General features: G+C 63.6%; 26 protein-coding genes. 3 read left to right on the forward strand and 23 right to left on the reverse strand.

From position 1 onward, the window contains the following. Positions 1 to 12: 12 nt before the first annotated feature. From OZ428_RS20900 to OZ428_RS20940, 9 genes are all read right to left on the reverse strand, one after another. Positions 13 to 1,143: an MFS transporter gene (locus OZ428_RS20900; RefSeq protein ID WP_016979669.1), complete on the reverse strand. Its 1,131-nt coding sequence runs from the start codon at positions 1,141 to 1,143 to the stop codon at positions 13 to 15. 47 nt (positions 1,144 to 1,190) lie between these two features. Further along, the gene (locus OZ428_RS20905) at positions 1,191 to 2,555 is read right to left on the reverse strand and encodes an MFS transporter (RefSeq protein ID WP_269131148.1); all 1,365 of its coding nucleotides are present in this window, start codon (positions 2,553 to 2,555) and stop codon (positions 1,191 to 1,193) included. Positions 2,556 to 2,641: 86 nt separating this feature from the next. Further along, a complete protein-coding gene (locus OZ428_RS20910; RefSeq protein ID WP_269131149.1) occupies positions 2,642 to 3,094 on the reverse strand; it encodes an alpha/beta fold hydrolase in 453 nt (150 codons plus the stop codon). After that, a complete protein-coding gene (locus tag OZ428_RS20915) occupies positions 3,087 to 3,836 on the reverse strand; it encodes an HvfC/BufC N-terminal domain-containing protein (protein ID WP_269131150.1) in 750 nt (249 codons plus the stop codon). The genes OZ428_RS20910 and OZ428_RS20915 overlap by 8 nt, the downstream gene beginning before the upstream one ends. Further along, the gene (gene bufB / locus OZ428_RS20920; protein WP_038850271.1) at positions 3,833 to 4,657 is read right to left on the reverse strand and encodes an MNIO family bufferin maturase; all 825 of its coding nucleotides are present in this window, start codon (positions 4,655 to 4,657) and stop codon (positions 3,833 to 3,835) included. The genes OZ428_RS20915 and bufB overlap by 4 nt, the downstream gene beginning before the upstream one ends. 54 nt (positions 4,658 to 4,711) lie before the next feature. Then, positions 4,712 to 4,984 (reverse strand): BufA2 family periplasmic bufferin-type metallophore, encoded by a 273-nt coding sequence (bufA2, locus tag OZ428_RS20925; protein WP_016979675.1) that lies wholly within the window; start codon positions 4,982 to 4,984, stop codon positions 4,712 to 4,714. A 26-nt stretch (positions 4,985 to 5,010) separates the two neighbouring features. Further along, entirely contained in the window at positions 5,011 to 5,772 is a 762-nt protein-coding gene (locus OZ428_RS20930; RefSeq protein WP_269131151.1) for an alpha/beta fold hydrolase, read from the reverse strand. Between the two features lie 18 nt (positions 5,773 to 5,790). Next, positions 5,791 to 6,198, reverse strand: coding sequence for a DoxX family protein (locus OZ428_RS20935; RefSeq protein WP_033901356.1), 408 nt, complete (start codon positions 6,196 to 6,198; stop codon positions 5,791 to 5,793). Beyond that, positions 6,195 to 6,467, reverse strand: a complete 273-nt coding sequence (locus tag OZ428_RS20940) for a BufA1 family periplasmic bufferin-type metallophore (RefSeq protein WP_010209548.1) — start codon at positions 6,465 to 6,467, stop codon at positions 6,195 to 6,197. The genes OZ428_RS20935 and OZ428_RS20940 overlap by 4 nt, the downstream gene beginning before the upstream one ends. Before the next feature lie 575 nt (positions 6,468 to 7,042). Here OZ428_RS20940 and OZ428_RS20945 point away from each other — a divergent pair. Continuing rightward, on the forward strand, positions 7,043 to 9,859 hold the full coding sequence (locus tag OZ428_RS20945) for an ATP-binding protein (protein ID WP_269131152.1): 2,817 nt from the start codon (positions 7,043 to 7,045) through the stop codon (positions 9,857 to 9,859). A gap of 286 nt (positions 9,860 to 10,145) precedes the next feature. Here OZ428_RS20945 and OZ428_RS20950 read toward each other — a convergent pair whose 3' ends face one another. Continuing rightward, on the reverse strand, positions 10,146 to 10,604 hold the full coding sequence (locus tag OZ428_RS20950; RefSeq protein WP_269131153.1) for an REP-associated tyrosine transposase: 459 nt from the start codon (positions 10,602 to 10,604) through the stop codon (positions 10,146 to 10,148). 422 nt (positions 10,605 to 11,026) lie between these two features. On the opposite strand from OZ428_RS20950, the gene OZ428_RS20955 reads away from it, so the two are divergent. After that, complete coding sequence (locus tag OZ428_RS20955) at positions 11,027 to 14,497, forward strand: hypothetical protein (protein WP_269131154.1); 3,471 nt, start codon at positions 11,027 to 11,029, stop codon at positions 14,495 to 14,497. Positions 14,498 to 14,530: 33 nt separating this feature from the next. Here the strand turns inward: OZ428_RS20955 and OZ428_RS20960 are convergent, their stop codons facing one another. From OZ428_RS20960 to OZ428_RS21020, 13 genes are read right to left on the reverse strand one after another with little or no spacing between them, the layout of a single operon-like run. Then, a complete protein-coding gene (locus tag OZ428_RS20960) occupies positions 14,531 to 15,577 on the reverse strand; it encodes an EscU/YscU/HrcU family type III secretion system export apparatus switch protein (protein WP_269131155.1) in 1,047 nt (348 codons plus the stop codon). Between the two features lie 3 nt (positions 15,578 to 15,580). Further along, positions 15,581 to 16,393, reverse strand: coding sequence for a type III secretion system export apparatus subunit SctT (gene sctT, locus OZ428_RS20965; RefSeq protein ID WP_016978389.1), 813 nt, complete (start codon positions 16,391 to 16,393; stop codon positions 15,581 to 15,583). Positions 16,394 to 16,399: 6 nt separating this feature from the next. Then, positions 16,400 to 16,669: an EscS/YscS/HrcS family type III secretion system export apparatus protein gene (locus tag OZ428_RS20970; RefSeq protein ID WP_016969171.1), complete on the reverse strand. Its 270-nt coding sequence runs from the start codon at positions 16,667 to 16,669 to the stop codon at positions 16,400 to 16,402. Positions 16,670 to 16,679: 10 nt separating this feature from the next. Continuing rightward, positions 16,680 to 17,333, reverse strand: a complete 654-nt coding sequence (sctR, locus tag OZ428_RS20975) for a type III secretion system export apparatus subunit SctR (RefSeq protein ID WP_017137580.1) — start codon at positions 17,331 to 17,333, stop codon at positions 16,680 to 16,682. Beyond that, positions 17,330 to 18,331 carry a type III secretion system cytoplasmic ring protein SctQ gene (gene sctQ / locus OZ428_RS20980; protein WP_269131156.1) on the reverse strand — a complete coding sequence of 334 codons (1,002 nt, stop codon included), beginning with the start codon at positions 18,329 to 18,331 and terminating at the stop codon, positions 17,330 to 17,332. Before sctQ ends, sctR begins: the two co-directional genes overlap by 4 nt. Next, positions 18,328 to 18,774 carry a hypothetical protein gene (locus tag OZ428_RS20985; RefSeq protein WP_016978393.1) on the reverse strand — a complete coding sequence of 149 codons (447 nt, stop codon included), beginning with the start codon at positions 18,772 to 18,774 and terminating at the stop codon, positions 18,328 to 18,330. Before OZ428_RS20985 ends, sctQ begins: the two co-directional genes overlap by 4 nt. Before the next feature lie 16 nt (positions 18,775 to 18,790). Beyond that, positions 18,791 to 20,113: a FliI/YscN family ATPase gene (locus tag OZ428_RS20990; RefSeq protein ID WP_033901351.1), complete on the reverse strand. Its 1,323-nt coding sequence runs from the start codon at positions 20,111 to 20,113 to the stop codon at positions 18,791 to 18,793. Further along, positions 20,110 to 20,694, reverse strand: a complete 585-nt coding sequence (locus OZ428_RS20995; RefSeq protein ID WP_061448930.1) for a FliH/SctL family protein — start codon at positions 20,692 to 20,694, stop codon at positions 20,110 to 20,112. Before OZ428_RS20995 ends, OZ428_RS20990 begins: the two co-directional genes overlap by 4 nt. Next, positions 20,691 to 21,305: a hypothetical protein gene (locus OZ428_RS21000; protein WP_038846093.1), complete on the reverse strand. Its 615-nt coding sequence runs from the start codon at positions 21,303 to 21,305 to the stop codon at positions 20,691 to 20,693. Before OZ428_RS21000 ends, OZ428_RS20995 begins: the two co-directional genes overlap by 4 nt. Then, positions 21,302 to 22,084: a type III secretion system inner membrane ring lipoprotein SctJ gene (gene sctJ, locus OZ428_RS21005; protein ID WP_269131157.1), complete on the reverse strand. Its 783-nt coding sequence runs from the start codon at positions 22,082 to 22,084 to the stop codon at positions 21,302 to 21,304. The genes OZ428_RS21000 and sctJ overlap by 4 nt, the downstream gene beginning before the upstream one ends. A gap of 4 nt (positions 22,085 to 22,088) precedes the next feature. Continuing rightward, positions 22,089 to 22,523 (reverse strand): hypothetical protein, encoded by a 435-nt coding sequence (locus OZ428_RS21010; protein WP_016978397.1) that lies wholly within the window; start codon positions 22,521 to 22,523, stop codon positions 22,089 to 22,091. A 9-nt stretch (positions 22,524 to 22,532) separates the two neighbouring features. After that, positions 22,533 to 22,766 carry a hypothetical protein gene (locus tag OZ428_RS21015; RefSeq protein ID WP_028616832.1) on the reverse strand — a complete coding sequence of 78 codons (234 nt, stop codon included), beginning with the start codon at positions 22,764 to 22,766 and terminating at the stop codon, positions 22,533 to 22,535. 12 nt (positions 22,767 to 22,778) lie between these two features. Next, positions 22,779 to 23,342, reverse strand: a complete 564-nt coding sequence (locus tag OZ428_RS21020) for a type III secretion protein (RefSeq protein WP_269134210.1) — start codon at positions 23,340 to 23,342, stop codon at positions 22,779 to 22,781. 48 nt (positions 23,343 to 23,390) lie between these two features. Here OZ428_RS21020 and OZ428_RS21025 point away from each other — a divergent pair, with 48 nt between their 5' ends. Beyond that, entirely contained in the window at positions 23,391 to 24,155 is a 765-nt protein-coding gene (locus OZ428_RS21025; RefSeq protein WP_269131158.1) for a tetratricopeptide repeat protein, read from the forward strand. Positions 24,156 to 24,239: the final 84 nt, after the last annotated feature.

A 24,239-nucleotide genomic window follows, 5' to 3' on the forward strand; every position in this document is an offset into this window, starting at 1 on the left:
ACCCTCACATCGTCAGTTGGAAATCTTTGCCCGCCAGCAGAACACCGCGCTGACAGCAATCGCCGCACCGGCCAGGCCAAACACCCACGGCGCCGAGGCGATCGGCAGCAGCAAGCCGGCGAGCAAGGGCCCGAGGCCTGCGCCGATATCGCGCCACACGGCATTCGAAGCCAGCGCCGACACGCGCATGGAACCGGGGTTGCGCTCGGCCACCAGGGTCGTCACCAGCGGCAGTTGCAGCGCACGCAGCACCAGCACCGCCGCCGCGCCGACAATCACCCAGTAGCTGCCGAACGCGGTCAGGGCCAGGGCACTCAGGAACGAAAACAGCAACAGCATCGAGGTCGCGCCAAACCGCTGGGCCGCGCGACCGCCCAGGGGGCTCAGGAGCATTTCCGAGACGTACCGCAGCGCCATCAGGCCACCGGCGATCAGCACCGCATCGCCGCCCAGCAGCTTCTGCGCCTGGATCGACAGCCCGAAGATAAACAGGCCGTCCAGCGCCACCCCCTCGATAAACGACCACATCGCCACGCTGTCCGGCCACTTGAAGCGCCGCCCCGGCGTGCTGTGCAAGTCATGCCCGACCGTAGGCAAGCCGCGCGCCATCCACAAGCCCACCAGGCAGCAGCCGGCCAGAATCAGAAAGATCGGACGCGGGCCGGCCATCAATGTCAGCCAGCCGCCCAGGGGCAACGCCAGCATCGGCCCCAGGGCGATGAGCGCGCGGGAACGCCCGGCCCGGCGTGCGGCACCGGCGGGTTCCGAGGTGGCCAATACTTGGGTCGACAGGTTCAACGCAGCAAAACACAGGCCCCACACCAGGCGCAGGCAGAGCAAGGCGGCGAAGCCGGACAGCAGCGAGTTGCCCACGGCGCACAGGGTGGCGGCGCCGGCGGCGATCATGCAGGTCAGGCGGTCGCCGTTACGCGCGTAAAAATTGAGCACATGGCGGTAGCCGAAAATCCGCACCAGGCGGTTGGCCGCCAGCAGCACACCGGCTTGGGCCAGGGTGATGCCGAAGGCCTGGGATTCCATCGGCAGCAGCAGGTAGAGCAACACGTCGCTGGGCAGGCATAACGCCAGGGTCAGCGCGGCGCGGCGGGAGTGGGTATCAGCGGTGCGGAGGGCCAGGCTGGACATAAATCTGGAAACATCCCGAAATATTCAGGTCGCCACGGTAGCCTTAATCAGACCTTTTTCCCATAGGGAAACAACCGCAGACCACTGGCCACCGCACCGACCAAGGCAAACCCGCAGCCCAGCCACAGTGCATATTGCGGCCCGCTGCCCAGGGACAGGTGGAAACACAAGGCCACCAAGGACGCGCCCAACGTCTGCCCCAACAACCGCGAAATCGCCACGATGCCACTGGCCCCGCCGCTGCGGGCCAACGGCGCACTGGTCATCAAGGCCTTGAGATTGGGTGACTGGAAGAAGCCGAAACCCGCGCCACACAGTGCCATGCGCCAGCCGATATCAAACGCCGAAGCACCGCTGCCCAGGGTCGCGAGCGCGGCCATGCCCACGCTGAGCATCAACAGGCCAATGCCGCACAGCACGCCCAGGTTCACGCGGTCGGCCAGGCGCCCCGCCACCAGCGCCATTACTGCCACAACCGCTGGCCACGGCGTCATGAGGAAACCGGTTTCCACCTGGCTATGCCCAAGAACCGCCTGCAACAGGAACGGCAGCGACACAAAGGCCAGGCCCTGGGCGCTGAACGCGCAAATGGCAGTGAGGGAAGACAAGGCAAACACCGGGCGCTTGAACAGGTCCAGCGCCAGCATCGGCGCCGGGTGCCCGGCCTGGCGCCGCAGCAGCAATGCGCCGCACACCAGCGCCACGGCGATCAGGCCCAAGGTCAAGGCGCCCTGGGCGCCGTGCACCGCCGTGCCCAAACCCAGCACCAGCAAGGCAAACAGTCCCGCGCACAACACAGCGGCAAGGCGATCGAACGCGTGCCCGGTCATCGGCAGGGTCGGCAATGAACGCAGGCCCAACGCCAGTGCCAGCAAGCCCAAGGGCACGTTGATCAGGTACAGCCAGTGCCAGGTCGCCACCGACAGAATCGCCGATGCGGCGGTCGGCCCCAGGGTAAACGCCAACCCCACCACCAGCGAGTTGTAACCCAGCCCCCGACCGAGCATTTTTGACGGGTAGATATGCCGCAGCAGCGCCGTGTTCACGCTCATGATCGCCGCCGCGCCCAGCCCCTGCACCACCCGCGCAGCCGTCAGGGTGACCAGCGACCCGGCCAGCCCGCAAAACAGCGACGAGACAATAAACAGCAGCAACCCGCCGAGGTACACCCGGCGATGCCCCAACACATCACTGAGGGACGCAAACGGCAACACCGTGGCGATGATCGCCAACTGGTAGGCGTTCACCACCCAGATCACCGAGGCGGAATCGGTGCCAATCCCCTCGGCCAGGGTCGGCAACGCCGTGTTGACGATGGCCGTGTCCAGGGTCGCCATGCCGATCCCCAGGGAGATCGCCATCACGGCCGGCAGGCGTTTATTGAGGGGCAACCCATCGGCAACAGAAGACATGGACAATCCGCGCAGGTGACAAAGGCGTTTAGATTAAGGGCTGCGGCGAATTTTTTCAGTGCTGGATTGGCTGGCTGTCAGTATTTTCATGTTCGCCAGTGCCCGGTCTTGGCCATCACCTCTACCGTTTCGGCGAAACCGGCCTGGGGTGCGCTGTTCAAGGTGACCAGGCCCACACAGCGGCTCGGTTTCAACCCAGCGGCACGCACGGCCACGCGCCCACCCGCCTCCACACCCGCCAACACCGCCTCGGGGATATGCAGCGCGTTCATCAGTTCCAGCACATCCTGGCCTTGCGCCGCCTCATCCTGCCCGCGCAGGTTGGGGACGATCACCCGGAAACCTTGGGCCGCCAACGGTCCGCTGACCGTGGCAAAAGCGTTCACATCCGCCGCCAGCAAGATGATCGCCCGGCCCTCCTCCGGCCCGAAGGCTTCATAACGGATCTCGCCGTCATCGGTACTCACCTGCTGCACGGCCAATGCCGGTGCGGCCATCACCACCGCTGCCAACAGCAAAAAACCACGACGATCAAACATGACGGACTCCCACTATTAATTCACTGCCCAGCCAACCGGCCAGGTATTCCCCTGCCTGCATCACACCCGCTTCTTCCCCCAGGCGCTGCACCAGGAACTCACACAGCCCGGCGAAACTGCCGTCGGCCTGTAGCTGTTGCACGGCCAGTAGTTCCAGCGCATCCACCTGGCGCAAACGCGACGTGAATTGGCGTCGCCACACCAGCAAGCCACCCGCCTGTTCCAGCATCACCGCTTCCGGCGTGGGCGTTTCCTGCCACAGCGCCGACCAGATGGCCTCGGCATTGGTGGTCAGGGCGTGGCAGCGTAACGACGGCGTCAACTGCAACACGGCCGTGTCCCAATCCAGCTCGGCCAGGACCTCCAGGGCCAACGGCTGTGCATCGGCGGCGACAAAGGCTTCGTTCAGGGCCGACTCGATCCAGGCCAGTTCATGAACATCCGGGTTGCGCGGGAACACCGCCTTCAAGGTGGCGTAGAAGCCCTCCGGATACGCGTCCAGCGTCCAGGCGTGGGGCGGATGGTTGTCGATATGGGTGATGCTCGCCGCCAGGAAGGCCTCTTCCCCGACCCAACGGCGCAGGTTGGGAAATGCCTGTTCCAGGCACCCCACCAACTGCGCGCGGTAGTTGTTCTGGTACACCGCCAGGCCGGCGTGATGATTGCCCAGCGCCTGCGCGGATTCATCCGAGGCACTCACTAACCAGCTGCGAAAGGTCTGTTGTAGCTGTGCCAGGTTCATCGTTGCGCTCCCAACGTGCGCGCCATGGCCAATTCCTGGAGCAGCTCGGCCAGTGGCGGGATCTCATCGTCGCGCTCGATCATGGTCGCCACCGGCCCCAGTCGGGTCATGGCCTGGGCGTACAGCTCCCAGACGCCGGTGCACACCGGGCTGTCATGGCTGTCGATCAAGATGTCACGGCCTTGACTGTGGCCAGCCAGGTGCACCTGGCGCACACGTTCGGCGGGAATACCCTTGAGAAACGCCTGGGCGTCGAAACCGTGGTTGCTGGCACTGACGAACACATTGTTGACGTCCAGCAGCAGCTCGCAGCCAGTGCGCCGGGCCATGGCCGCGATAAATTCCCACTCGGTCATGGAGGCGCCTTCGAACGCCAGGTAACTCGACGGGTTCTCGAACAACATCGTGCGGCCCAGCACGTCCTGGGCTTGCTGGATGTTGGCGCAGACCCGGTCCAGTGCCTCTTCGGTGTACGGCACTGGCAGCAAGTCATGGGAGTTGAAGCCGCCGCTGCGCGACCAACTCAGGTGGTCGGACACGAACAGCGGTTCGACTTCATCCACCAGCGACTTGAGGCGCTTCAAGTAATCCCCGTCCAGCCCTTCGGCGGTGCCGATGGACATGGACACACCGTGCAGCGCCACCGGGTAGCGCTCGCGCACCTGACGTAAAATGTGCCGGGGCTGGCCGCCCGCGACCATGAAGTTTTCGGAGATCACCTCGACGAAATCCACGGGCACCGAGGTCTCCAGGAAGTCGCAGTAATGCTCCTTGCGCAGGCCCAGGCCGTAGCCTGAAAAGTGCGGGTTGGATGTCGACATGGCGGATCTCCGCAAAGAATAAGTGGCGAGCCCACACAGGGCCCGCCGGGTGGATTACTTCGGTTCGGTCAGGGTGCCGCCGGCCTTGAGGCACTCGGACGGGGTCTTGACGATCACGCCTTCGCCCTTGCAGCTATTGAGGCCTTTGCAGTCGTTCTTGGCGGTGGCGCACAGGCTGGTGCCTTTGCAGGTGTTGACGCCGTAGCAGCGGCCGGGTTTTTCCTGCTGATCAGCAGCGCTGGCAGCGGTGGCGAACGAAGCCGAAGCCATGGCGATCAGGGCAGCAGCGGCAGCGAGGCTCAGGCGGGATTTGAGTGCAGTGTTCATGGGTGTTTCTCCGGGGTTGGGGTGAATTACTTGATAACGGACGCAGCGTCTTCGATGACCTTCGCCACAGCCTCAGGCTGGGAGATGTACACCGAGTGGCTGGCCTTGATTTCGGTGACCTTGGAACCGGCGCGCTTGTACATCCAGCGCTGCAGGTCCGGGCTCAGGGCACGGTCTTCGGTGGAGACCACGGCGTAGGTCGGTTTTTTGTGCCAGGCCGCGGCCCACACGGTGCCGCCGAACAAGGCAGCGGTCGCCGGTACTTGGGAGGCGGCCATGAAGTCGGTGCGGTTGGTGGTCAGGTCGGCCGCAAAGTCGGCGTTGAACTTGGTGCGATCGAAGAACAGATGGCCGTCGCGGCTGGCCTTGATGTCATCGCTGGGCGCCGGCATCGAGCCGATCAACTGGGCCATGTTCTCGCCCACTTCCGGCTGCAACGCCGAGACGTAGACCAGCGACTTGACCTTGTCGCGGTCGCCGGCAATCGAGATCACCCCGCCACCGGAGCTTTGCCCCACCAGCACCACCGGGCCGACTTGCTGCTCCAGTACTTCGCGGGCCTCGGCCACATCGGCGGCCAGGCTCTCGTGGCCCTGATGCACCACGGTGACCTTGTAGCCCTTGTGAATCAGGATGTCGTGCACCACCCGCCAGCCGGAACCGTCGACAAACGAACCGGGCACGATCACTACGCTTTTACCGGTGCCAGGCTGCGGAGCATCGGCCGCCTGGGCCAGCATCGGGACAGTCAGGGCCATAGCAATGGCCAGGGAAGAAAGCATACGCATTGGAAATCTCCATCAAAGTTAAGAACGTTTGCCCAAGATCAGGCGGTCCAACGACCAGGCTCCACCGCCGTACGCCAGCAGCGGCAACAACAAGCCCGCCCAGGTCAGGTGCACCGGCCAGGCGGCGGGGTACACAAACACCTCGATCACCAGGGTCATGCCCAGCAGCGCGGCGGCGGCCGGACGGGTCAGCAGGCCCAGCACCAGCAACAGCGGGAACAGGTGCTCGGCATAAGTCGCCAGGTGCGCAGCCCAGTCCGGCGGGATCAGCGGCAAGGCGTACTCCGAACGGAACAGGGTGTAGGTCGACGGCTTGAGCTCAAGAAACCCCGTGACCTTGGTGCGCCCCGACAGGAAGAACACCGCCGCAATCGCCACCCGCGCCACCAGCAACAGCAGGGCTTCGGGGAGCAGGCGCTGGATCACGGCTGCTCCGTCAGGCTGCCGAAGCCTTTAGGGGTCTTGATCTGGGTGCAGGTGCCTTTGTCCACCAGCACCCAGGCGTTGCCCTGGTAGTCGGTGGTGGAGGTGGCGGCGCACGAGGTGCCAGCGCCTGCGGCGCAATCGTTGGCACCGGCCAGGGCCACGCCGAAGCATTTTTCCTGGGGCTTGGGTTCATCGGCATGGGCCACGGCCGCGAAGGCACTGAGGGACAGGGCGAGGGTTGCCGCGAGGGCTGCGTAAGGACGCTTCATGGGGTGAGTCTCCTGGCTTGACTGAGTGTGGCCAGGGCGCCTTGGGGTCGGTGACCGCCTGCGCCAGCTGGTGTGCAGAGTTAAAGCCAGGCGTGTATCCGGTCTGTGTCGCGAACGCGATAGAACGTCATGCGGGTGTATCAGGATGGGGCGGGGATACAGTTCGATACACAGTCAATAAAACATTGCCAAAACCCCGGCGGTTTATTCGGCATCCCGAACGACACAATTAGAAATATTCGCCTTTCCGAACGACGGCTCTTACGGGCCGCCGACGACCGCAAAAATCACCATAAATTTCATACGGTTGTTGTCATGTTTGTTACATGCCAACTGGCATACATTCTGCTTTATCCGTGTTTCTGGTAATAAAATGTTTCAGCTCTGAGACAGTCTCATCCCCTGAAGCATGGCCGGCGATCCACCTATAAAAACCACCACGCCCCAAAGGAGGGCGGCCTTCCGACCTTTTGATCGACATCAACTTTCCAAGACTGCTGCTGCACATCTGCACCCCAAAAAGGGCGAACGGCCTGATCGCCGAAAACAAGCCCGACTATAAAAAGGACGATTTGATGAGCTCGAGCAAGAACCACGCAGTGTCCTTCCTGGACGCAGACCACCCCACGCCGGCCACACCGGACAGCACCATTGGCTTCGGCCCTTTCCTACTCCTGGCAAGGCAGCACGTATTGCTGCGTAACGGCGAGCCGGTGACCCTCGGCAGCCGTGCGCTCTACCTGCTCATTGCCCTGGTGACCCGCGCCGGCGAACTGCTGGAGAAATCCGAACTGATCTCCTTCGCCTGGCCCAAGGTGGTGGTGGAGGAATGCAACCTGCGCGCGCAGATCGTCGCGCTGCGCCGGGCCCTGGGTGACGATGGCAACTTCAGCTACATCGTCACGGTGCCGGGTCGGGGTTATCGTTTTGTGGCGCCCGTCACGGTACTGGCTCCCGGTGAAGAGCACCTGCCGGTGCCTTATGTGCGGGTGGATGAGCCCAACCTGCCGACGTCGACAGCTGAAGTGATCGGCCGCGACGCCTTGATCGCCAGCCTGGCCGACCAGGTCATGAGCCAGCGCTTCGTCACCCTCACCGGCCCCGGCGGCATCGGCAAGACCACCGTGGCCATGGCCGTGGCGCAGCGCTTGGCCAGTGAACTCAACCTGGGCAGCTGTTTTGTCGACCTGGCCCCCGCCACCAGCGGGCAATGGGTGGCCGGTATGCTCGCCAGCGCCCTGGGCATCCAGACGGTCAGCGAAGACCCACTGCACGGCGTGGCCGCCAGCCTGGCCAATCGGCGTCTGTTGCTGGTGCTGGACAACTGCGAACACGTGCTGCCGGCCACCGCCGACGCCGTGGAAACCCTGCTGCGCAGCGCGCCCCAATGCCATGTGCTGACCACCAGCCGCGAACCCCTGCGCGCCGACGGTGAACGGGTTCACGACCTGGCACCGCTGCAAGTGCCCGACGCACACGCCAGCCTCAGCGCCCATGAAGCCCTCGCCTGGTCCGGTGTGCGCCTGTTTGTGGAGCGGGTGCGCGCCCTCGACCCCGACTTTGTGTTCGGTGATGCCGATGTCGCGGCGGTCTGTGCGATCTGCCGCAAGCTCGACAGCAACGCCTTGGCCATCGAGATCGCCGCCGCCCGCGTGCGCACCTTTGGCATCCAGGACCTGGTGGGCCTGCTCGACGGTAGCTTCCGCCTGCAAATGACTGGCCGACGCACCGCCCTCGCCCGCCATCGCTCCTTGAGCGCCACCCTGGATTGGACCTACGCCATGCTCAGTGGCGATGAACAGGCGATGCTGCGTCAGCTCGCGGTGTTCACCGGCTCCTTCACCCTGGAAGCGGTCAAGGCGATGACCGCCAGCAGCAGCCTCGACCCGCGCAACGCCCTGCCCCTGCTCGAAAGCCTGATGGACAAGTCACTGCTGATCGCCGGTGAGTCCAAGGCGCTCAAACGCTATCGCCTGCTGGAAACCACCCGCGCCTACGCCCTGGAAAAACTCAGCGAACAAGGCGAAACCCGCTCAACCTGCCAACGCCATGCACGCTATGCCCTCGGCATGCTGCAGGAAGCCGGGCAGACCCTGGACGGCTTGTCGCCGGAAACCTGGCTGGCGCTCTACGGCCCGGAAATCAACACCATCCGTGCGGCGCTCGACTGGGCCTATTCGCCCAGCGGCGACTTGGCATTGGGTATTGAACTGACCCTGGGTGGCGTGCCGCTGTGGTTACGTTTGTCCCTGGTCAGCGAGTGCCGCACCTGGGTCGATAAAGGCCTGGCCAGCGACGGCCTCGTCCCACTGCCGTTGCGCCAGCGCATGTTGTTGCAGACCGCCCTGGCCAGTGTGCTGATGCTCACCTACGGCACCGGCAGCGAAATGCGCGAAGCCTGGCGCCAGGTGCGCGAAGACGCCCGCGACCTCGGTGATGCCGAGCACAAATTGCGCGCGTTGTGGGGTTTGTGGACCGACCGCTGCGGCTGCAACCAGTACACCGAAGCGCTGGAACTGGCCGAGCGCTACATCGCCCTGAACAGCAGCGGCAGCCACCAACTGCTCGGCAAGCGCATGCGCGCCGTGGCGCTGTTCCACATGGGTGACCTGCTGGGCGCTCGGCAGAATATCGACGAAGCCCTCGGCTCACCGTCGGCGCCGCGCTCGCACATCATCGACGTGCACTTCGACCAACGCATCGCCGCGCGCTGCCTCAAGGCCAAGGTGCAGCTGCTCGAAGGCGATGTCGACCCGGCACTGCGCCTGATCGGCCAGTGCGTCGACGAAGCCATCTCCCTCGATCACCCGGCAACCCTCTGGTACACGCTGTGCCTGGGCGCAATCCCCTTGGCGTTGCTGGCGTCCAACCTGCCGAAAGTGCGCTACTACCTGGGGTTGCTGCAAGACAGCACCACCGGCCAGGACCTGCATATCTGGCGGCAATTTCGCCTGTGCTTTGAAAGCATCCTGCTGATCCGCGAAGGCTCGCCGGAAGCCGGCGTGCCGCAACTGGGCGAAGCCCTGCATCACCTGCAAGGCCAGGGTGACAGCCAGCTCTATAGCTTGCTGCGTTGTGAATACGCCCTGGGCCTGGCACGCCTGGGCCTGGAAAAACTCGCCCTGGAAGTACTGGAAGACACCCTGCAACTGGCCGTCGGCCGCCACGAACGCTGGTTCGCACCGCAGATGTTGCGCATCAAGGCACAACTGACCCTGCGCCAGGCGCACTTCGGCTCGGTGGACAAGGCCAAAGTGCTGCTGCGCCAGGCGTGGGTGGATGCGCAATTGTCCGGCGCGCATTTTTGGCGGGCGCAGATTGCGACGGATTTGGCGCGGCTTCAGGAGCCCAAATTGCGCATCGCCTCCCTGCCCCGCTTCCAGCACCGCTAGAAACGTCAATCTGGAATGATTTTCTGTAGTGAGCGGGCTTGTTGTGGTGAGTGGGGCTGTTGTGGTTGTGATGAGCGGGCCTGTCGTGGTGAGCGGGCTTGCCCCGCGCTGGGGCGCGAAGCGGCCCTAAAACCAGACGGCCCGGTTCTACCTGGAAACATGCGGTGACCGGATTGGGGCCGCTTCGCAGCCCAGCGCGGGGCAAGCCCGCTCACCACAACAACCCCACTCACCACAATTACAAGCCCCAAGCCTCAAGCCCCAACCACCCTCAACTGGAGCTCAATCAAAGCCAAGCCGCATCCCACAGCGAGTAATCCCCAACCCGCTCAACCAACCCTGCCCGCAACGGATTGGCAATGATGTAACGGGCCATCTTGCGAAGATCATCCTCCACGCGCACCGCTCTATCGTGATAGCCGGGTTGCCAGACACGCTCCTTGCTTCGTCGACGACGGTTGATGGTCAGCGTGCTACGTGACTTGATACGTCGAATTACATCGCTCAGGGTCTTTTGCTTCAGTTCGAATAGCCAGTGGATATGGTCGGGCATGATGACCCAAGCCAGGGATTCGATCAGGCCCAACTCGTGGGTGTTCCGGAATTCGGCAACCAGCAAGCGCCCCAGGAACAAGTCGGTAAATAGACATTGGCGGTTATGGACGACGATGGTGACGAGGTAACTGCGGCCGTGTTCCGAATAGCGTCCGTGACGCAGGCGGTGGGATTGAGGGGCTGGGCGCAAATCCGTTGCTCCTGGGGAAGTCCTTGAGAACATTAACGCTAGCGGCTGATTTGAGATGGGCCAGTGTCACTTGGTGACTGGATGTATCTCGATGTCCTTGAGCGGGCTTTCTGTGGTAAGCGGGGCTGTTGTGGTGAGCGGGCTTGCCCCGCGCTGGGGCGCGAAGCGGCCCTAAAACAAGACGGCCCGGTTCTAACTGGAAATATGTGGTGACTGAATTGGGGCTGCTTCGCAGCCCAGCGCGGGGCAAGCCCGCTCACCACAACAGCCCAGCTCACCACAACAGCCCCGTTCACTACAGAGATGACAGGGGTATTTCACAGCTGTGAAAGCTTGTGCGATCTTGCCAAAAGCCGTCTTTTTACCCCCCGCCAACACCTAGTATCGAGTCCTCGTGCGCCCCCACTCACATGGACTGAAGAATGATCAACCGACCCGAGAAAGCCGCCTCGCCCCGCGTCAGTGAAACCCGTGCGTCGGAGCGCGTTTTTGATGCGGCGCTGAACAAGGCCAAGACCCTGGCGGCCACCGGGGCCAGCAATCAACAGCTCAAGCCGGACGACTACAAGGAAGTCACCGCCCTGCCCGCCAAGCTGGATATCGACAAGCTCAAGGTGGTGTCCGAAGACAAGGACGCCGGGGTGATCTATTTCGAGCAGGACGGCAGCAAATTCAAGATCACCCGCGAAGGCGCGGACAAGGTCCAGGAAGGCTTCGACCTGCTCAAGGGCCTGCATTTCGGCCATGCCGTGGCGCCGGTCAACCAAGGTGGGCCGGATGAGGGCACACCGCTCTACGACCTGCTGCACACCTTGGCCGAGACCCAGGACACACCGGCCGGCAAGGCAATCCGTGAAGCCCTGGGCAACCCTGACCAGCAGCTGTTGCGCGAAGACGACCCCACCGTGCGCCTGGCCAACATCAAGTCGGTGGGCGAAGCCAAGGACGGGGTCGTCAAGGTCGAGATGGAAAACGGCCAGACCCTGGTGATCGCCGAATCGCTCACGCACGAGGCGTTTGCCAGCTACAACAACGCCGGCGTGACCAAAGAGGCCCTCAACGACGGCAAAGCCAAGGGCTTTGAAGAAGTCACCCGTCTGCCCGGCGACCTGGATTTCAGCCAGCTCAAAGTGGTGTCCGAAGACCCCAAGTCCGGAGTGATCCTGTTCGAACACCAGGGCAAGAAATACATGATCAGCCAGTCCGAGGCCGCCCTGCCGCAGCCCGGCGCGGACCTGAGCAACCCCGACCCCAACGCCGGCAGCAGCCTCTACACTTTCCTGCAGGCGGTGCACAAAAGCGAAGGCACCCCAGCGTTCGACTACATCAAGAATGCGCAGTCCCTGCCCGGCCAGGAACTGCTGCGCAAAGACGAAGCCAGACTCAAGCTGGGCGACATCAGCAAGGTCGACGCGCCCATGGACGGCATCCTGGTGGTAAACGGTGCCGACGGCAAACTGCTGGTGGTGTCCAAGGACATCACCCCCGAAGCCTTTGCGGCCTACACCACCAAGGGCCAGAGCCTGGCCGGTATCGAAAAAGCCAAGGGCGACGGCTACAGCCTGGCAGGGCCGGATGCTTACCTGGCATCCACCGAAGACATCATGAGCGTCGGCGGCGTGGGCGATTACGGCCCAGGGTTGATCGCCTTCACCCAACACAAACCGGGTGGCGCCGAAGAGAAAATTGTCGTCAGCGAAGACACCAACCCGCAGATGTTCGAACAGATTTCGGGCTATCGCACCGACATCGCCCAACAGACCACCGACGTCGACAAACTGCGCGCCGACAACGGCTTGCCACCGCTCAAGGACGTATCTGTCGACAACCTCGCCACCACTGAAAAAGACGAAAGCGGCAACCCGTTGAGCGTGCAGGACCTGTCGATGAAAACCCTGGTGGACAGCTACCGCGCCGGGGTCAAGGACGGCAGCATCGGCAAGGATGACCCGCGCGCCAAATTCCTGCGCGCGGTGGAAGCCAAGAGCATGGCCGACAACGGCATGTCGATCATTCCCGAGCATGGTTTCGGCAACCAGGGCATCGCCACCACGCCCATCGACGTGACCTCGCGAGATGTGCGCGACAACATCTTCGACACCCAATCCATCGACAAGACCATCAGCGAACTGCTGGGCGACTCCACTATCCAGGCCGACATCAAGGCCAACCACGATGCGGCCCTGGGCAAAGTCGACGGCGGCCAGGCCAAGGTCGACGAGGTGCATCAGAAGCTGATCGACAGTACCTCCTCGGAGAATTTCACCCAATACATCAAGGCCCTGCAGGACGACGGCAAGACCGAGCTGGCCACCCAGGAAATCCAGACCGCCTACACCGCCCTGGCCGACATCGACCCGGCCAAGGCCGACAACTTCCTGCAAAACCTGCAGATTGACGGCTACACCGACGCCGTCGAAAAACTGATGGACGACCCAAGCAAGATCAGCGACGACAACACCGCCCTGGCCACCACCGACAACACCATGGCCATCCTTTCCATGCTCAAGGGCGGTGCCGATGGCCTGCCGCGCCAGGCGCTGGGGGTGTATTCCAAGTTCGTCGACCAGTTGCTCAAGGACAAAGGCGCTGCTGCCGACTTCGGCAAGGCGATGATCTCCCTGGGCGATACCTGGCAGAAAAACGGCGTGATCAGCTTCAGCGACATCGAACACGCGGTGAGCAAGGAGATCATGCCGAGCCTCAGCGAAGAGAACCGCAGCGCATTCGTGAAGAACCTGACCTTCCTTAAAGACAACGGCGTGCTCGGCTCGGTGGGTGGCGCCATCGGCATGGGCCGGATCGTCTACCAACTGGCGGGGCAAGGCGGCAAATTGGCCGACACGCCGATGAAACGCCTGGGGATCGCCAACGACTTCCTCGGTTTCCTCGGCACCGGCTCCCACTTCGCCACCCTGGGCCTGAAGGTCTACGACAAGCTGCGTGGCACCAACGCCTACAAACTGATGGGCTTCGACCGCTCGCTGCCCGACCTGTGGGCCAAGCCTGGCGAGGGTTACCACGCCCTGCCCAAGGACGCCGAAGCGGTGCAGAAGAAATACTTCGAGATCGTCGACCAGGCCATGGATGACGGCAAGGACGTGGGCAAAGTGCTCAACAGCGGCGGCTGGAGCGATGAGGGCGCGAAGAAGGTCCAGGAAGGCATCGAAAAAGGCATCGCCAGCCGTGGCGGCGTGGCCGGTGCGGGCTTTGGCGCCAAGTTCGCCAGCAGTGCAATCAAGGTGATTGGCATGGCTACCGACGTCGCCGGCGGCGTGATCAGTGTGGTGCAGGCGGCCTTCACCCTGCGTGATGGCGTGCGCGAAAAAGACCCGGTGAAAATCGCCTCGGGTTCATTGTCGATGGCCGGTGGCGTGAGCAGCCTAGTCGCGGCAGGCGGCGGTGTCCTAACCACCCTCGGCGTCACGGGGCGCATCATTCCGTTTCTCGGGCCGGTGGGCTTCCTGATTTCCGGTGCGTTGTCGTTTGTCGGCGCCATCCTCAGCACCGTGCAGTCGCACAAGCTGCACAAGATTTCGATGCAGAACTGGGACCAGATCCAGGACTTCAAGCAGGACGGGCTGCTCAAGCCGAACGGTGATGAGGCTTATGTGTGGCTGCAGACTTACCTGTCCGACTGGGGCCAGCGCGATGCACCACAGGACCAGAGCATCTTTGACTTTCGCAAGGAAGAATGGGATGCGCGCTCGAGTATCCGTGGCGGCGATCATCGGCGCGATCACCCGGATTACATTGGCGACGGCAACAACCGCAATTCGGAAGACTACAAGTACTCGCTGAAACCGTCGGAGTGGACCAACGACAACCACGACATCATCTGGCGGGTTGGCGACGGGTATGGCGGCGACTATCACGATGTAGACAAGCCATAACACACTGACACACCACCGCTCAAATGCGTTGAATCAGATCAGGCGCGCGGCGACCAACCAATCCGCCACCGCCTGGAACGACGCATCCGGCACCGGATCACCCGGCACGGTCTTGCGCGCAATCTCCGCCGCCAGCCCTTTGTCCGGCGCATGGGGAATGCCCAGGTCATACGCCTCCTGCAACATCAACAGCGCCTCCTCCGGCATGGCCCGGCACACAATCACCGGCACCGGCGTTTCCCCGCGCACATAACGCACACCAATCACCCAGCCGTCGGTGGTGCCGATCATCATCGACGCGCGGTTCAAGCCCAGCTTGGTGGCCAAGGCCTGCATCTCGTTGCGCTGGCGCCGGCGTTCGCTCTTGATCAACGGGTCGCCGTCGATGTCCTTGCGTTCACGCTTGGTCTCGCTACGGGTCATCTTCATGTCGCGGCCGAACAGCCAGCGCTGCATCATCACGTCCACCCCGCCCACCAGGATGAACGCGCAGAGCACGGTGAATACCAGCGGCTTGAGCACCAGGAAGAAGGTCGATTCCATGCACTCGGCGCCGCAACGCGACGACTCCATCAAGGCCTGCAACGCATGCTTGCCGACCACATAGAACGCGATCGCCAATACATGCACCTTGATCAGGCCCTTGATGAACTCCACCAGGTTGCGCAGGGCAAAGATCTTTTTCATGCCCTCCGCCGGGTTGATGCGCTTGAACTCGGGCTTGATCGGGTCCACTGAGAACACAAAGCCGCGCATGGTGATGATGTTGGTCAGGATCACCACGCCAGTGGTCACCGCCATCACCGGCAAGGTGATGCCGATCACCAGTTGCTCGGCATGGTCGAGTACCCGTGGCCACACCGTGGCGAACGGCTCGATGTAGATCTGTGCGGTGAGGTCGATCAGCGCCGTGACCTGGGCCTTGGCCCGGGGCGCGAGGATCGAGATGCACAGCGTGCAGAACAGGATGACCATGCCCGACACCAGGTCCTGGCTCTTGGCGACCTGGCCTTTCTTGCGCGCGTCCTGGAGCTTCTTGTCCGTGGCCGGCTGGGATTTCTCTTCGCTGGTATCGGCCATGGGCTACTCCATGCCGGCCAGGGTCTTGAGCAGTTCGACGGTGCCGCGAAACTCCGCCAGTTGATCAAGCATCATGGGGATCAGGAAGCCGATGTAGATCACCATCAGGATCGTGAAAAACAGGTTCTTCACCGGCAACGACAGGTCGAAGATGTGCAGGTTCGGCGCCATGCGTGACAGGTAGGCGAGCATCAGGTCAGTCACCAACAGTGCGATCAACAACGGCGAGACCATCAGCACGCCGACGCGCATGATCTGGTCGAGGATCGACAACACCGCCAGCAATGCCGAGCTGGCGAATACCGGGGTAAACGAGGTGACCGGCCAGAGTTGGTAGCTGTGGTAATACCCGTCGACCATCAGGATGAACCCACCGGACATGAAGAACAGCGTGATCAGCATCACCGTCAGCAACGTCGCCATCACGCTGGATTCCCCGGACGACAACGGGTCCACCAGTTGCGCCATGGTCGAGCCGCGCTGCAGGTCGATCAATTCCCCCGCCACTTCAGCGGCCCAGAACGGAATACCAAACAGCAGGCCGATCAAAATGCCAATGAGGAACTCCTTGATCAGCAACCCGGCGATAAACACGCTGCCGTGTTCGGGCATCGAGGTCAGCGCTTCGAACACCGGGAAAAACATCGGGATGGAAATGGCCACGGCCACGCAGCCGCGAATCATGCCGGTGAGGCCGAGGCGGTTGAACGCCGGGGTGATCACCACCACGCCCATGGCGCGGCAGGCGGCGAGCGAGGCGGAGCTGATCACCGGGTAGGCGACCTCCAGGAACTGCGCGGTCAGGCTGGCATCCATGGGCGGTCAGCGCGTCCACATTGGGAAGTTGTCCAGCACCTGGCCACCGAGTTCCGCTACTTGCCCGGCGAGGACTGGCCCCAGGAATACAATGGTCAGCAGCACCGCCACCAGCTTCACCACCTGGGGCAGGGTCTGGTCCTGGATCTGCGTCAGCGCCTGGAACAGGCCCACGCTCAACCCCACGATAATTGCCACGCCCAGCGCTGGCGCGGAGAGCATCAGCACGGTCATCAGTGCCTGTTTCATCAATGACAGGAATACGTCCTGGCCCATGGGTCGTGCCTCAGCCGTAACTCAGAATCAAACCGTGCATCAAGCGCGACCAGCCGCTCAGGGACACGAATAAAAAGATCTTCAGCGGAATGGAGATCAGGTTCGGCGAGACCATCGACATGCCCATGGCCATCAGCACGTTGGACACCAGCAAGTCCACCACCAGGAACGGGATGTACAACAGAAAGCCGATCTCGAAGGCGCGGGTCAGTTCCGAGCTGACGAACGCCGGAATCAACACCACCAGGTCATCATCGCGCAGGTCGGCACGGGCTTCCGGCGACCAGATAGTCTCGGTGGCCTGCACGAAAAAGCCGCGCTCGGATTCATTCGCGAAACGCTTGAGGTGCGCCTGCAGCGGCGGGCGCAAGGCATCGCCTAAATCCTTGAGTTGCTCGACATGCTCGATGTTGAGGTCGCGCCCCTCCACTTGCCGGTACATGTCGCCAATCAACGGCGTGGTCACGTACACCGACAGGATCAATGCGATGCCGTACAGCACCAGGTTCGGCGGCGTCTGTTGCACGCCCAGGGCGTTGCGGATCAGGAACAGCACCACCGAGATCTTCATGAACCCGGTGAGCGTCACCACCGCCAACGGGATCAGCCCGATCGTCGCAACGACCAGGATGATCTCGATCAGGTTCGGCTGATAACCGGTCATGGGGTGGCGAAACTCAGCAGGCGCACGCCCAGGCCGTCACCGATTTTCACCAATTGGCCCTGGCCGACGCGACGGCCGTTGACCATCAGGTCGACGCTGTCCACGCCCGGCGTATTGAGCTGCAACAGGCTGCCCGCGCCCAGTTCGCGCAATTGCGCCAGGGTCAGCTCCAGCGTGCCGACCTGGCACACCAGTTTCAACGGCAACTCATCCAGCGCCGCGGCGGCATCAACATCAGTCATGGGGTTCTCCGGTTCCACAAAGGGGGCTTTCAAGGCTTCCTGCAGGCGCAGGACTTCACCTTGGTATTGGCAGCGCGCCTGCAGGCGGCCGTCGAGGTCGAGCAGCAGGCCGGGGCCTTGGTCCAGCATCAGCACATCGCCGGGGCGCAGGCTGCGCAGTTCGCCGAGGCTCAGCCACTGCCGCCCCGCCACCACCGTGAGGGTCTGGTGCAGGGCCAGCAACGGCTCGGGTTCGGGCTGGGCGTAGTGCGCGAGCAACTGCGCCAACAGCACGGCGGCGCTTTCACTCAGGTCCAATTGGGCGCTCATAGGCGGTTGGTTGGCGAAAGTCAGTTCCAGCGCCACGTGCACGGCAAACGGGTCTTGGCCTTCGCTCACATCAAGCAACTGCACGGGATGGCCGAGCAGCGGTTCCAGGGTCTCGATCAGGTCGAGCAGTGCCAGTTCCAGCAACAGCGAACGCGCCAGCGCGGGCAACGGCTGCACGTCGAATGACAGCGCCAGCGGCAGCAACAACTGCTCCATCGCTGCGGCGGACAAACGCAGGCGCGCGGGTGCGCGGCCGAGTAACAGCAGCACGTCACGCGGCGCGGCGAGGGCTTGCGGTTCGGTGGCCCAGCGCACACGCAGATCCTGCCCGGCGAGGCGGCCTTGCCAAGGGCGACAGCGGCGATGCAATAGGTTATGCAGGGCCAGCAACGCTGGATCGTAGTGGGTCAGCCACGACGACAACGGGTCGGCAAGGGCTGCGATCATGTGCCGACGCCTTCGTCACGCAGCTCGCCCACGCGGCGCTCATCGCTCTCGCGTCCTTCCAGCAGGCTTTGCCAGGCGTCGGATTGACGCTGGCGGCTCAGGCGCTCCTGGCGGAACAGGTCGCGCTCGCGCTCCTGGCTTTCAAGCGTGGTGGACACGTGAGTCACGTCGTTTTCCAGTTGCTGCTGGTCATCCGACAGCCCGCGCAACCGATCCTGGGCCGCCTGCCAGCTGGCCACCGACAGGCCTTCGGTGAGCGAGGCATACACCTGCCGCGCTTCCTCGGCGATGGCTTCACGGTGCAGGCGCAGTTGCTCCTTGGCGTCGGTGAGCACGCCGTGGGTCTGTTCGCAGCGTTGTTGCTGGGCGGCCAGTTGGCTGGCGGCACGTTGTTCACGCAAGACCCGCAGGGTTTGCAGGGTGCGCAGTTGCTCGGTTTTCATTGGGTTTGCTCCTTGTTCATGCCAACACCCGGCGCATATGGGCCAGGGTCTGTTCCAGGTTGCTCGGCTCGCCTGCGTTCTGGCGCAGGAAGGCTTCGATGGCGGCGTGGCGGTTGATCGCTTCGTCGGCCAGGGGGTCGCTGCCGGCGGAGTACTCGCCGACGCGGATCAGCATTTCGATCTCGCCATACCGCGCCATCAATTCGCGAATGCGCATCGCCAGGCGCTTGTGTTCTTCTCCGGCGACCTGCTCCATCAAACGGCTGCGGCTGCGCAACACATCCACCGCCGGGAAGTAGTTGCGCTGGGCCAGCTCGGCGCTGAGGGCGATGTGCCCGTCGAGGATCGAACGGGCTTCCTCGGCCACCGGATCGCTGGCGGCATCACCCTCGGTAAGCACGGTGTACAACGCGGTGATGCTGCCGGTGGGGCCGGGGCCGGCGCGTTCCAGCAGGCGCGGCAAGGCCGAGAAAAACGACGGCGGATAACCACGCCGTGTCGGCGGTTCGCCCACGGCCAGGCCGATTTCGCGCTGGGCACGGGCGAAGCGGGTCAGGCTGTCCATCAACAGCAACACGTTGCGGCCCTGGTCACGGTGGTATTCGGCCAGGGTGGTGGCGACAAACGCTGCGCGCACCCGCTCAGCCGCCGGGCGATCCGAGGTGGCAACCACCGCCACGGTGCGCGCACGGGCCTGGGCGTCGAGCTGCACGTCGAGCAGTTCGCGCACTTCCCTACCCCGCTCGCCGATCAGGCCGATCACGATCACATCGGCTTCGCTGTTGCGAATGATGCTGGCCAACAGCGAAGACTTACCCACGCCGGGCTCACCAAAGATACCCATGCGTTGGCCCTGGGCCAGGGTCAGCAGGCCGTCGATGGAACGAATGCCCAGCGCCATGGAACGCACGATCAACTGCCGGGAAAACGGTGCCGGGGGTTCGGCGTGCAGCGGGTAATGCTGCAGGGCCACGGTCGGCGGGAGGCCGTCGCCGTCGAGAAAATCGCCCATGGGGCTGATCACCCTGCCCAGTTGCGCATCACCCACGGCGACACCCAGGGTCTCGCCGGTGGCGGTGATTTGAGTGCGGGTGGACAGCCCTTCCATGGAGCCAATGGGCGACAGGATCGCCTCGTCACCGTCAAAGCCAATCACCTCGGCGCTCAGGCTGCGGGCGCTGCCGGGATCACGCAGTTGGCACAGTTCACCGATGCTCGCGCCGGCCACACTGGCTCGCAGCAGTACACCACGAATGCTCAACACCGTACCGTGCATGGGGCGCAAGCGTGCTTGCGCCAAGCGCCCGGACAGGCGTGGCAGCAGCTGTTCCAGGTTCATACCACGCCCTCTTCGGCGAAGGGCAACAGGCTGCGGCGCAGGTTTTGCAATTGGGCTTCGAGGCCCAGTTCAACTGATCCGGCCGGGCTGTTCAGGCGCGCCTGGCCGGCGTGCAACTGTTCGTCTGCATCCACGGCAATCGCCAGCCCTTCCAGCTTGAGGCGTTGACGCAACGCATCGACCTCCGCAGGCGGCACCCACAAGGTCAACGCCTGGTCCTGGCGAAACGCGCTCAAGGCCTGCCGGGTACTGCGCACCACGCGGTCGGCGTTGTCCAGTTCACCCAGCACTTCACGCACAATGCCCAAGGCCAGGTCGGCCAGGGACGCTTCCAGGCTGCTCAAGTAGTGCTGCACCTGGGACTGGGTGTGCAGCAGCAACTGCGCGACCTGCTCAGCCCCGGCTTGGCGGGCACTTTCGAAGCCTTCGGCGCGGGCGCTGCTCAGCCATTGTTCGCTGTCGGCCTTGATCTGTTCGGCCTGTTGCTTGGCCGCTTGCAGGAAGGCAAAGCCGTCACTCCATAACGCGGCATCTTCGGCGCGCAGGATGCGTGCGGTGGGACGGCTCGGCAATTCGCTCATGGCGTCATCTCCTCGGCCAGCAGGCACGCGGCGGCGGCCTGGACAATTTCCAGGTCACGGGGCACTCGGGCGCTGTGGCCCTGGGGGAAGGCGAAGCGCAAACGCAACCAGCCCTGCCAATCGGCATGCTGGGCGTGCAGCCAGGCGGCGACACAGCCTTGGCCGTCGCGGTCGATGGCCTCGATCAATTCGCCGGGATCGCGCAGTAAATCCGCTGCGCCGCCGAGTTGGCGCAAGGCCAGGGCTGAAACGAAGACTTCAGCACCCAGGCCTTCGCGCAGCTCATTGACCACCTCGCGGCGGATCTCCCGACTCAGGGTCGCGGCATGCCAGATCGCCCCGCACAGCCTCGGCAAGCGGGCGAACTGCGCGGGTGACAGCAGCAAGACCGACAAGTCCGCCGCCAACGGCGTGACCAACTGGTCCATGGGCGCCAGTTGATAATGGCTGACCAGCAACTGCTCCAGGCGCTGGCGAAAACGCGGCTGGCCGTGCATCGCCTGCAGCACGGCGTCGGGCAACTCATCGGCAAAACACGCGCCCAGGCTCGGCCCGCGCACGAACTGCAGGGGCTCGGCGATCAGCCCCTGCCAACGCTCGAACAGACTCATTCACCCTCCTTGAGCACATACAGCGCCTGGGACTGGCGACGCGTCCATTGCTGACGGGCCAGCACTCCCACGGCGCCGAGGGCGATCAACAGAAGCGCACCAAACATCAGCCGCGCCTGGGGCAGGTTGTCTTCCAGCAGCCACAGGCCCATGAAGCGGGCCAGGCGCGGCTGTGCCGGGTTATTGCTGATGGCCACAGCGGCCTTGATTGCCGTCACCGAAACGCCGTCGTAACTCAGGCCGGAAATACCGTTGGCCACCAGGGTCTTGATCTGCGGGATCAGCGTATTGATGTCGGTGCCTGGGTCGTAACGCACCAATACCGAGGCCGAAGACGGCGAAATCACGCGCTTGAGCAAGTCGTTGTCCGGCAGCACCACGTGCACGCGGGCGGCGACGATGCCGTCGATCTGCGACACCGAATGCGACAGCTCTTCGCTCAGCGCATAGATCATCTGCGCCCGCTCCTGCACCGGCGACGACACCAGGCCGTTGCCCTTGAACACCTCGCCCATGTTGGAAAAGCTCTGTTGCGGCAGGCCGGCGTTGTCGAGCAGGGTCATGGCTTCGGCAAAGCGTGACTCATCGACCACCACCTTGAGCTGGCCGTTGTCCTGGGCCTTGCGTTCCGCCGGGATGCCACCGCGCAGCAGTACCGCGACCATGGCGTTGGCATCGCGCTCGCTGAGGTTGGTGTAGAGGTCGGTGTTGCAGGCTTGCAACAGGCTGGCGAGCAGGCCGATCAGCAGCAGGCGCAAGGCGCGGTTGGGGCTTGGCATGGCGTTATTGGCCCTTGAGCAGTGTGTTGGCGGAACCGGAAATCTGCGTCGCACCGCGCACCACCATCTGGGTTTCGATGGAGTAGTCGAACATCTTGCCCAGGGAGTGGACGATCTGGTCGACCTGTTGCTCACCGACCTTTTTCCCCGGCTCGCCTTGAGGTGAAGCGCTGGCGGTGCGGATCTCTGCCGAAGCCGGTGGCGGCGCCGACGGGTTGTTGGTGAGCAGATCGGCGCGCTCGGAAAACGCCCGCGTGCGGTCGATGAAACTGTTCATGCGCTCCATCAGGCCCGAGCCGATCTGGTGCGGGCTGGCGCCTTCGGGCATGCCCTTGGCGGTGTTGGCCATGTGCTCGAACAGGTTCTGCGAGGCCCCGGCGGGCCCCGCGCCGGCAGACGGCGGCAGCGCCGAAGCGCCGGCGGCGAGACTGATAGTCATAGGGGCTTCCTACTCTTCGTCGTCATCGGACATGGCGTCGTTCAGCAGTTCCTGCATCTTCGGCATGATGATGAACTGACCGCCGATGGTGACCGCCTGGGTGATCAACGCATCGGTGAACTCGGGGTCATCGGCTTCGTTGGGTTTGTCGGCGGCCTTGGCGTTATCCACTGCGGCATTGAACTTGGCTTCAGGGCTGGCGCCACCAGGGGCGAGATTGCTGTCTACGGCCGTTACGGACATGGTGCTGCTCCTTTACTGGGTTGGGGTTTCGGTACTGACTTGCGCGCCACGGAACACCCGCACCCCGCGCTCGCGTGCCACCGGGGCGGCCACGGCCTTGGGTTGCAGGTGATCCACATGCTGCTGCACCAACGCCAGGTACGGCGGTGGTCCGGACACGAACACTTCATCGCCCTCGGGGCCGTTGCGCATGGACAACTGCTGGCCGAACACATCGAGGTTGCTGAGGTAGGCCTGCAACTGGTCGAGGTCCAGGGCGTTGGCCTTGAAAAGCTTGGTGCTGATTTCATCGCTGGCATTGAGGTACAGCAGGTTGCCGTCGAAGTACCAGGTGAGGCCGTTGGTGCTGCACAGGGTCTGCAGGAACTCACCGGCGGTGGCGCCGCGAATCGTGCTGCGGGCCTTGCCGCGCACCTTGTCGGAAAGCACCAGGGGCACGTCGAGGTTGTGGCCGAATTCTTCCAGGGCGCTGCGCACATCCTGGTCCACCAGCACGTAGGCATAGGGCTGGGAGAACCACGCCGGTTCTTCGGCGGCATTGGCAAAACGGCTGCCGAACAGGCATAGGACAGCCAGCAAAAATATGCTTACATGGCGTCCGCCTTCGCCAGACGAGTTGTGACGATGTCCAAGAATTTTCTGCTCGCCAGCACCCTGTTGCTGGCCGCCTGCTCCAGCAAGCCCGCGACCGATTCCGACAAGTCGTTGCAACTGGCCAATGACCTGAGCAAGCGCGGCGACTACGCCAGTGCGGCCGCGCTGTACGAGCGTGCGGCGCAGCAACCCGGTGCCGGCATCGAGTTGTGGCTCAAGCTCGGCCAAGCCAAGCTCGACGCCAAGGATGCGCTGGGCGCCGAACGGGCTTTCCAGCAAGCCCTGGGGTTCGATGCGCACAATGCCGACGCCCTGCTCGGCCTGGGCACCGCGCAATTGCAGTTGGGCAAAACCCAGCGTGCCGTCACTGCCCTGGGCCAGGCGGCGGAGATTGGCGGGTTGCCAGTGGCCTACACCCGCCTGGGTGTGGCGCAGATCCTCAATGGCCAGGCCGCTGCGGCGCAAACCGCGTTCGCCAAGAGCCTGAGCCTCAAGCCCGACGACCTCGACAACCGCTGCAACCTGGCCCTGGCGTATGCGTTGGGTGGGCAGTCGCAGCTGGCGTTGGAGACCATCGCACCGGTCGCGCAGTCGCCCCGCGCCTTGCCCCGGCATCAGCGTAATGAGTTGTTGGTGATGGTGTTGGCGGGCTATGAGCAGCGGGTGGCGGGGTTGCCGCTGGATGACATCCCTGCTGCCGAGCGGGAGCGGTTGGTGGTGGAGGCCAAGCGCATCAAGGCTATCAGTGATCCGGTGGCGCAGGCTCGGGAGTTGGGGTTGGTAGATCCGCGTTGAGCCGGTGATGAGTGAGGGTTGTGTGGTGAGTGGGCAACCTGTTTTGAATGGGCTTTCTCTGGTGAATGAAATTTCTGTGGTGAG

Origin of the sequence: Pseudomonas sp. GXZC (genome assembly GCF_026967615.1) — a bacterium.
GTDB classification, from domain to species: Bacteria; Pseudomonadota; Gammaproteobacteria; order Pseudomonadales; family Pseudomonadaceae; genus Aquipseudomonas; species Aquipseudomonas azotoformans_A.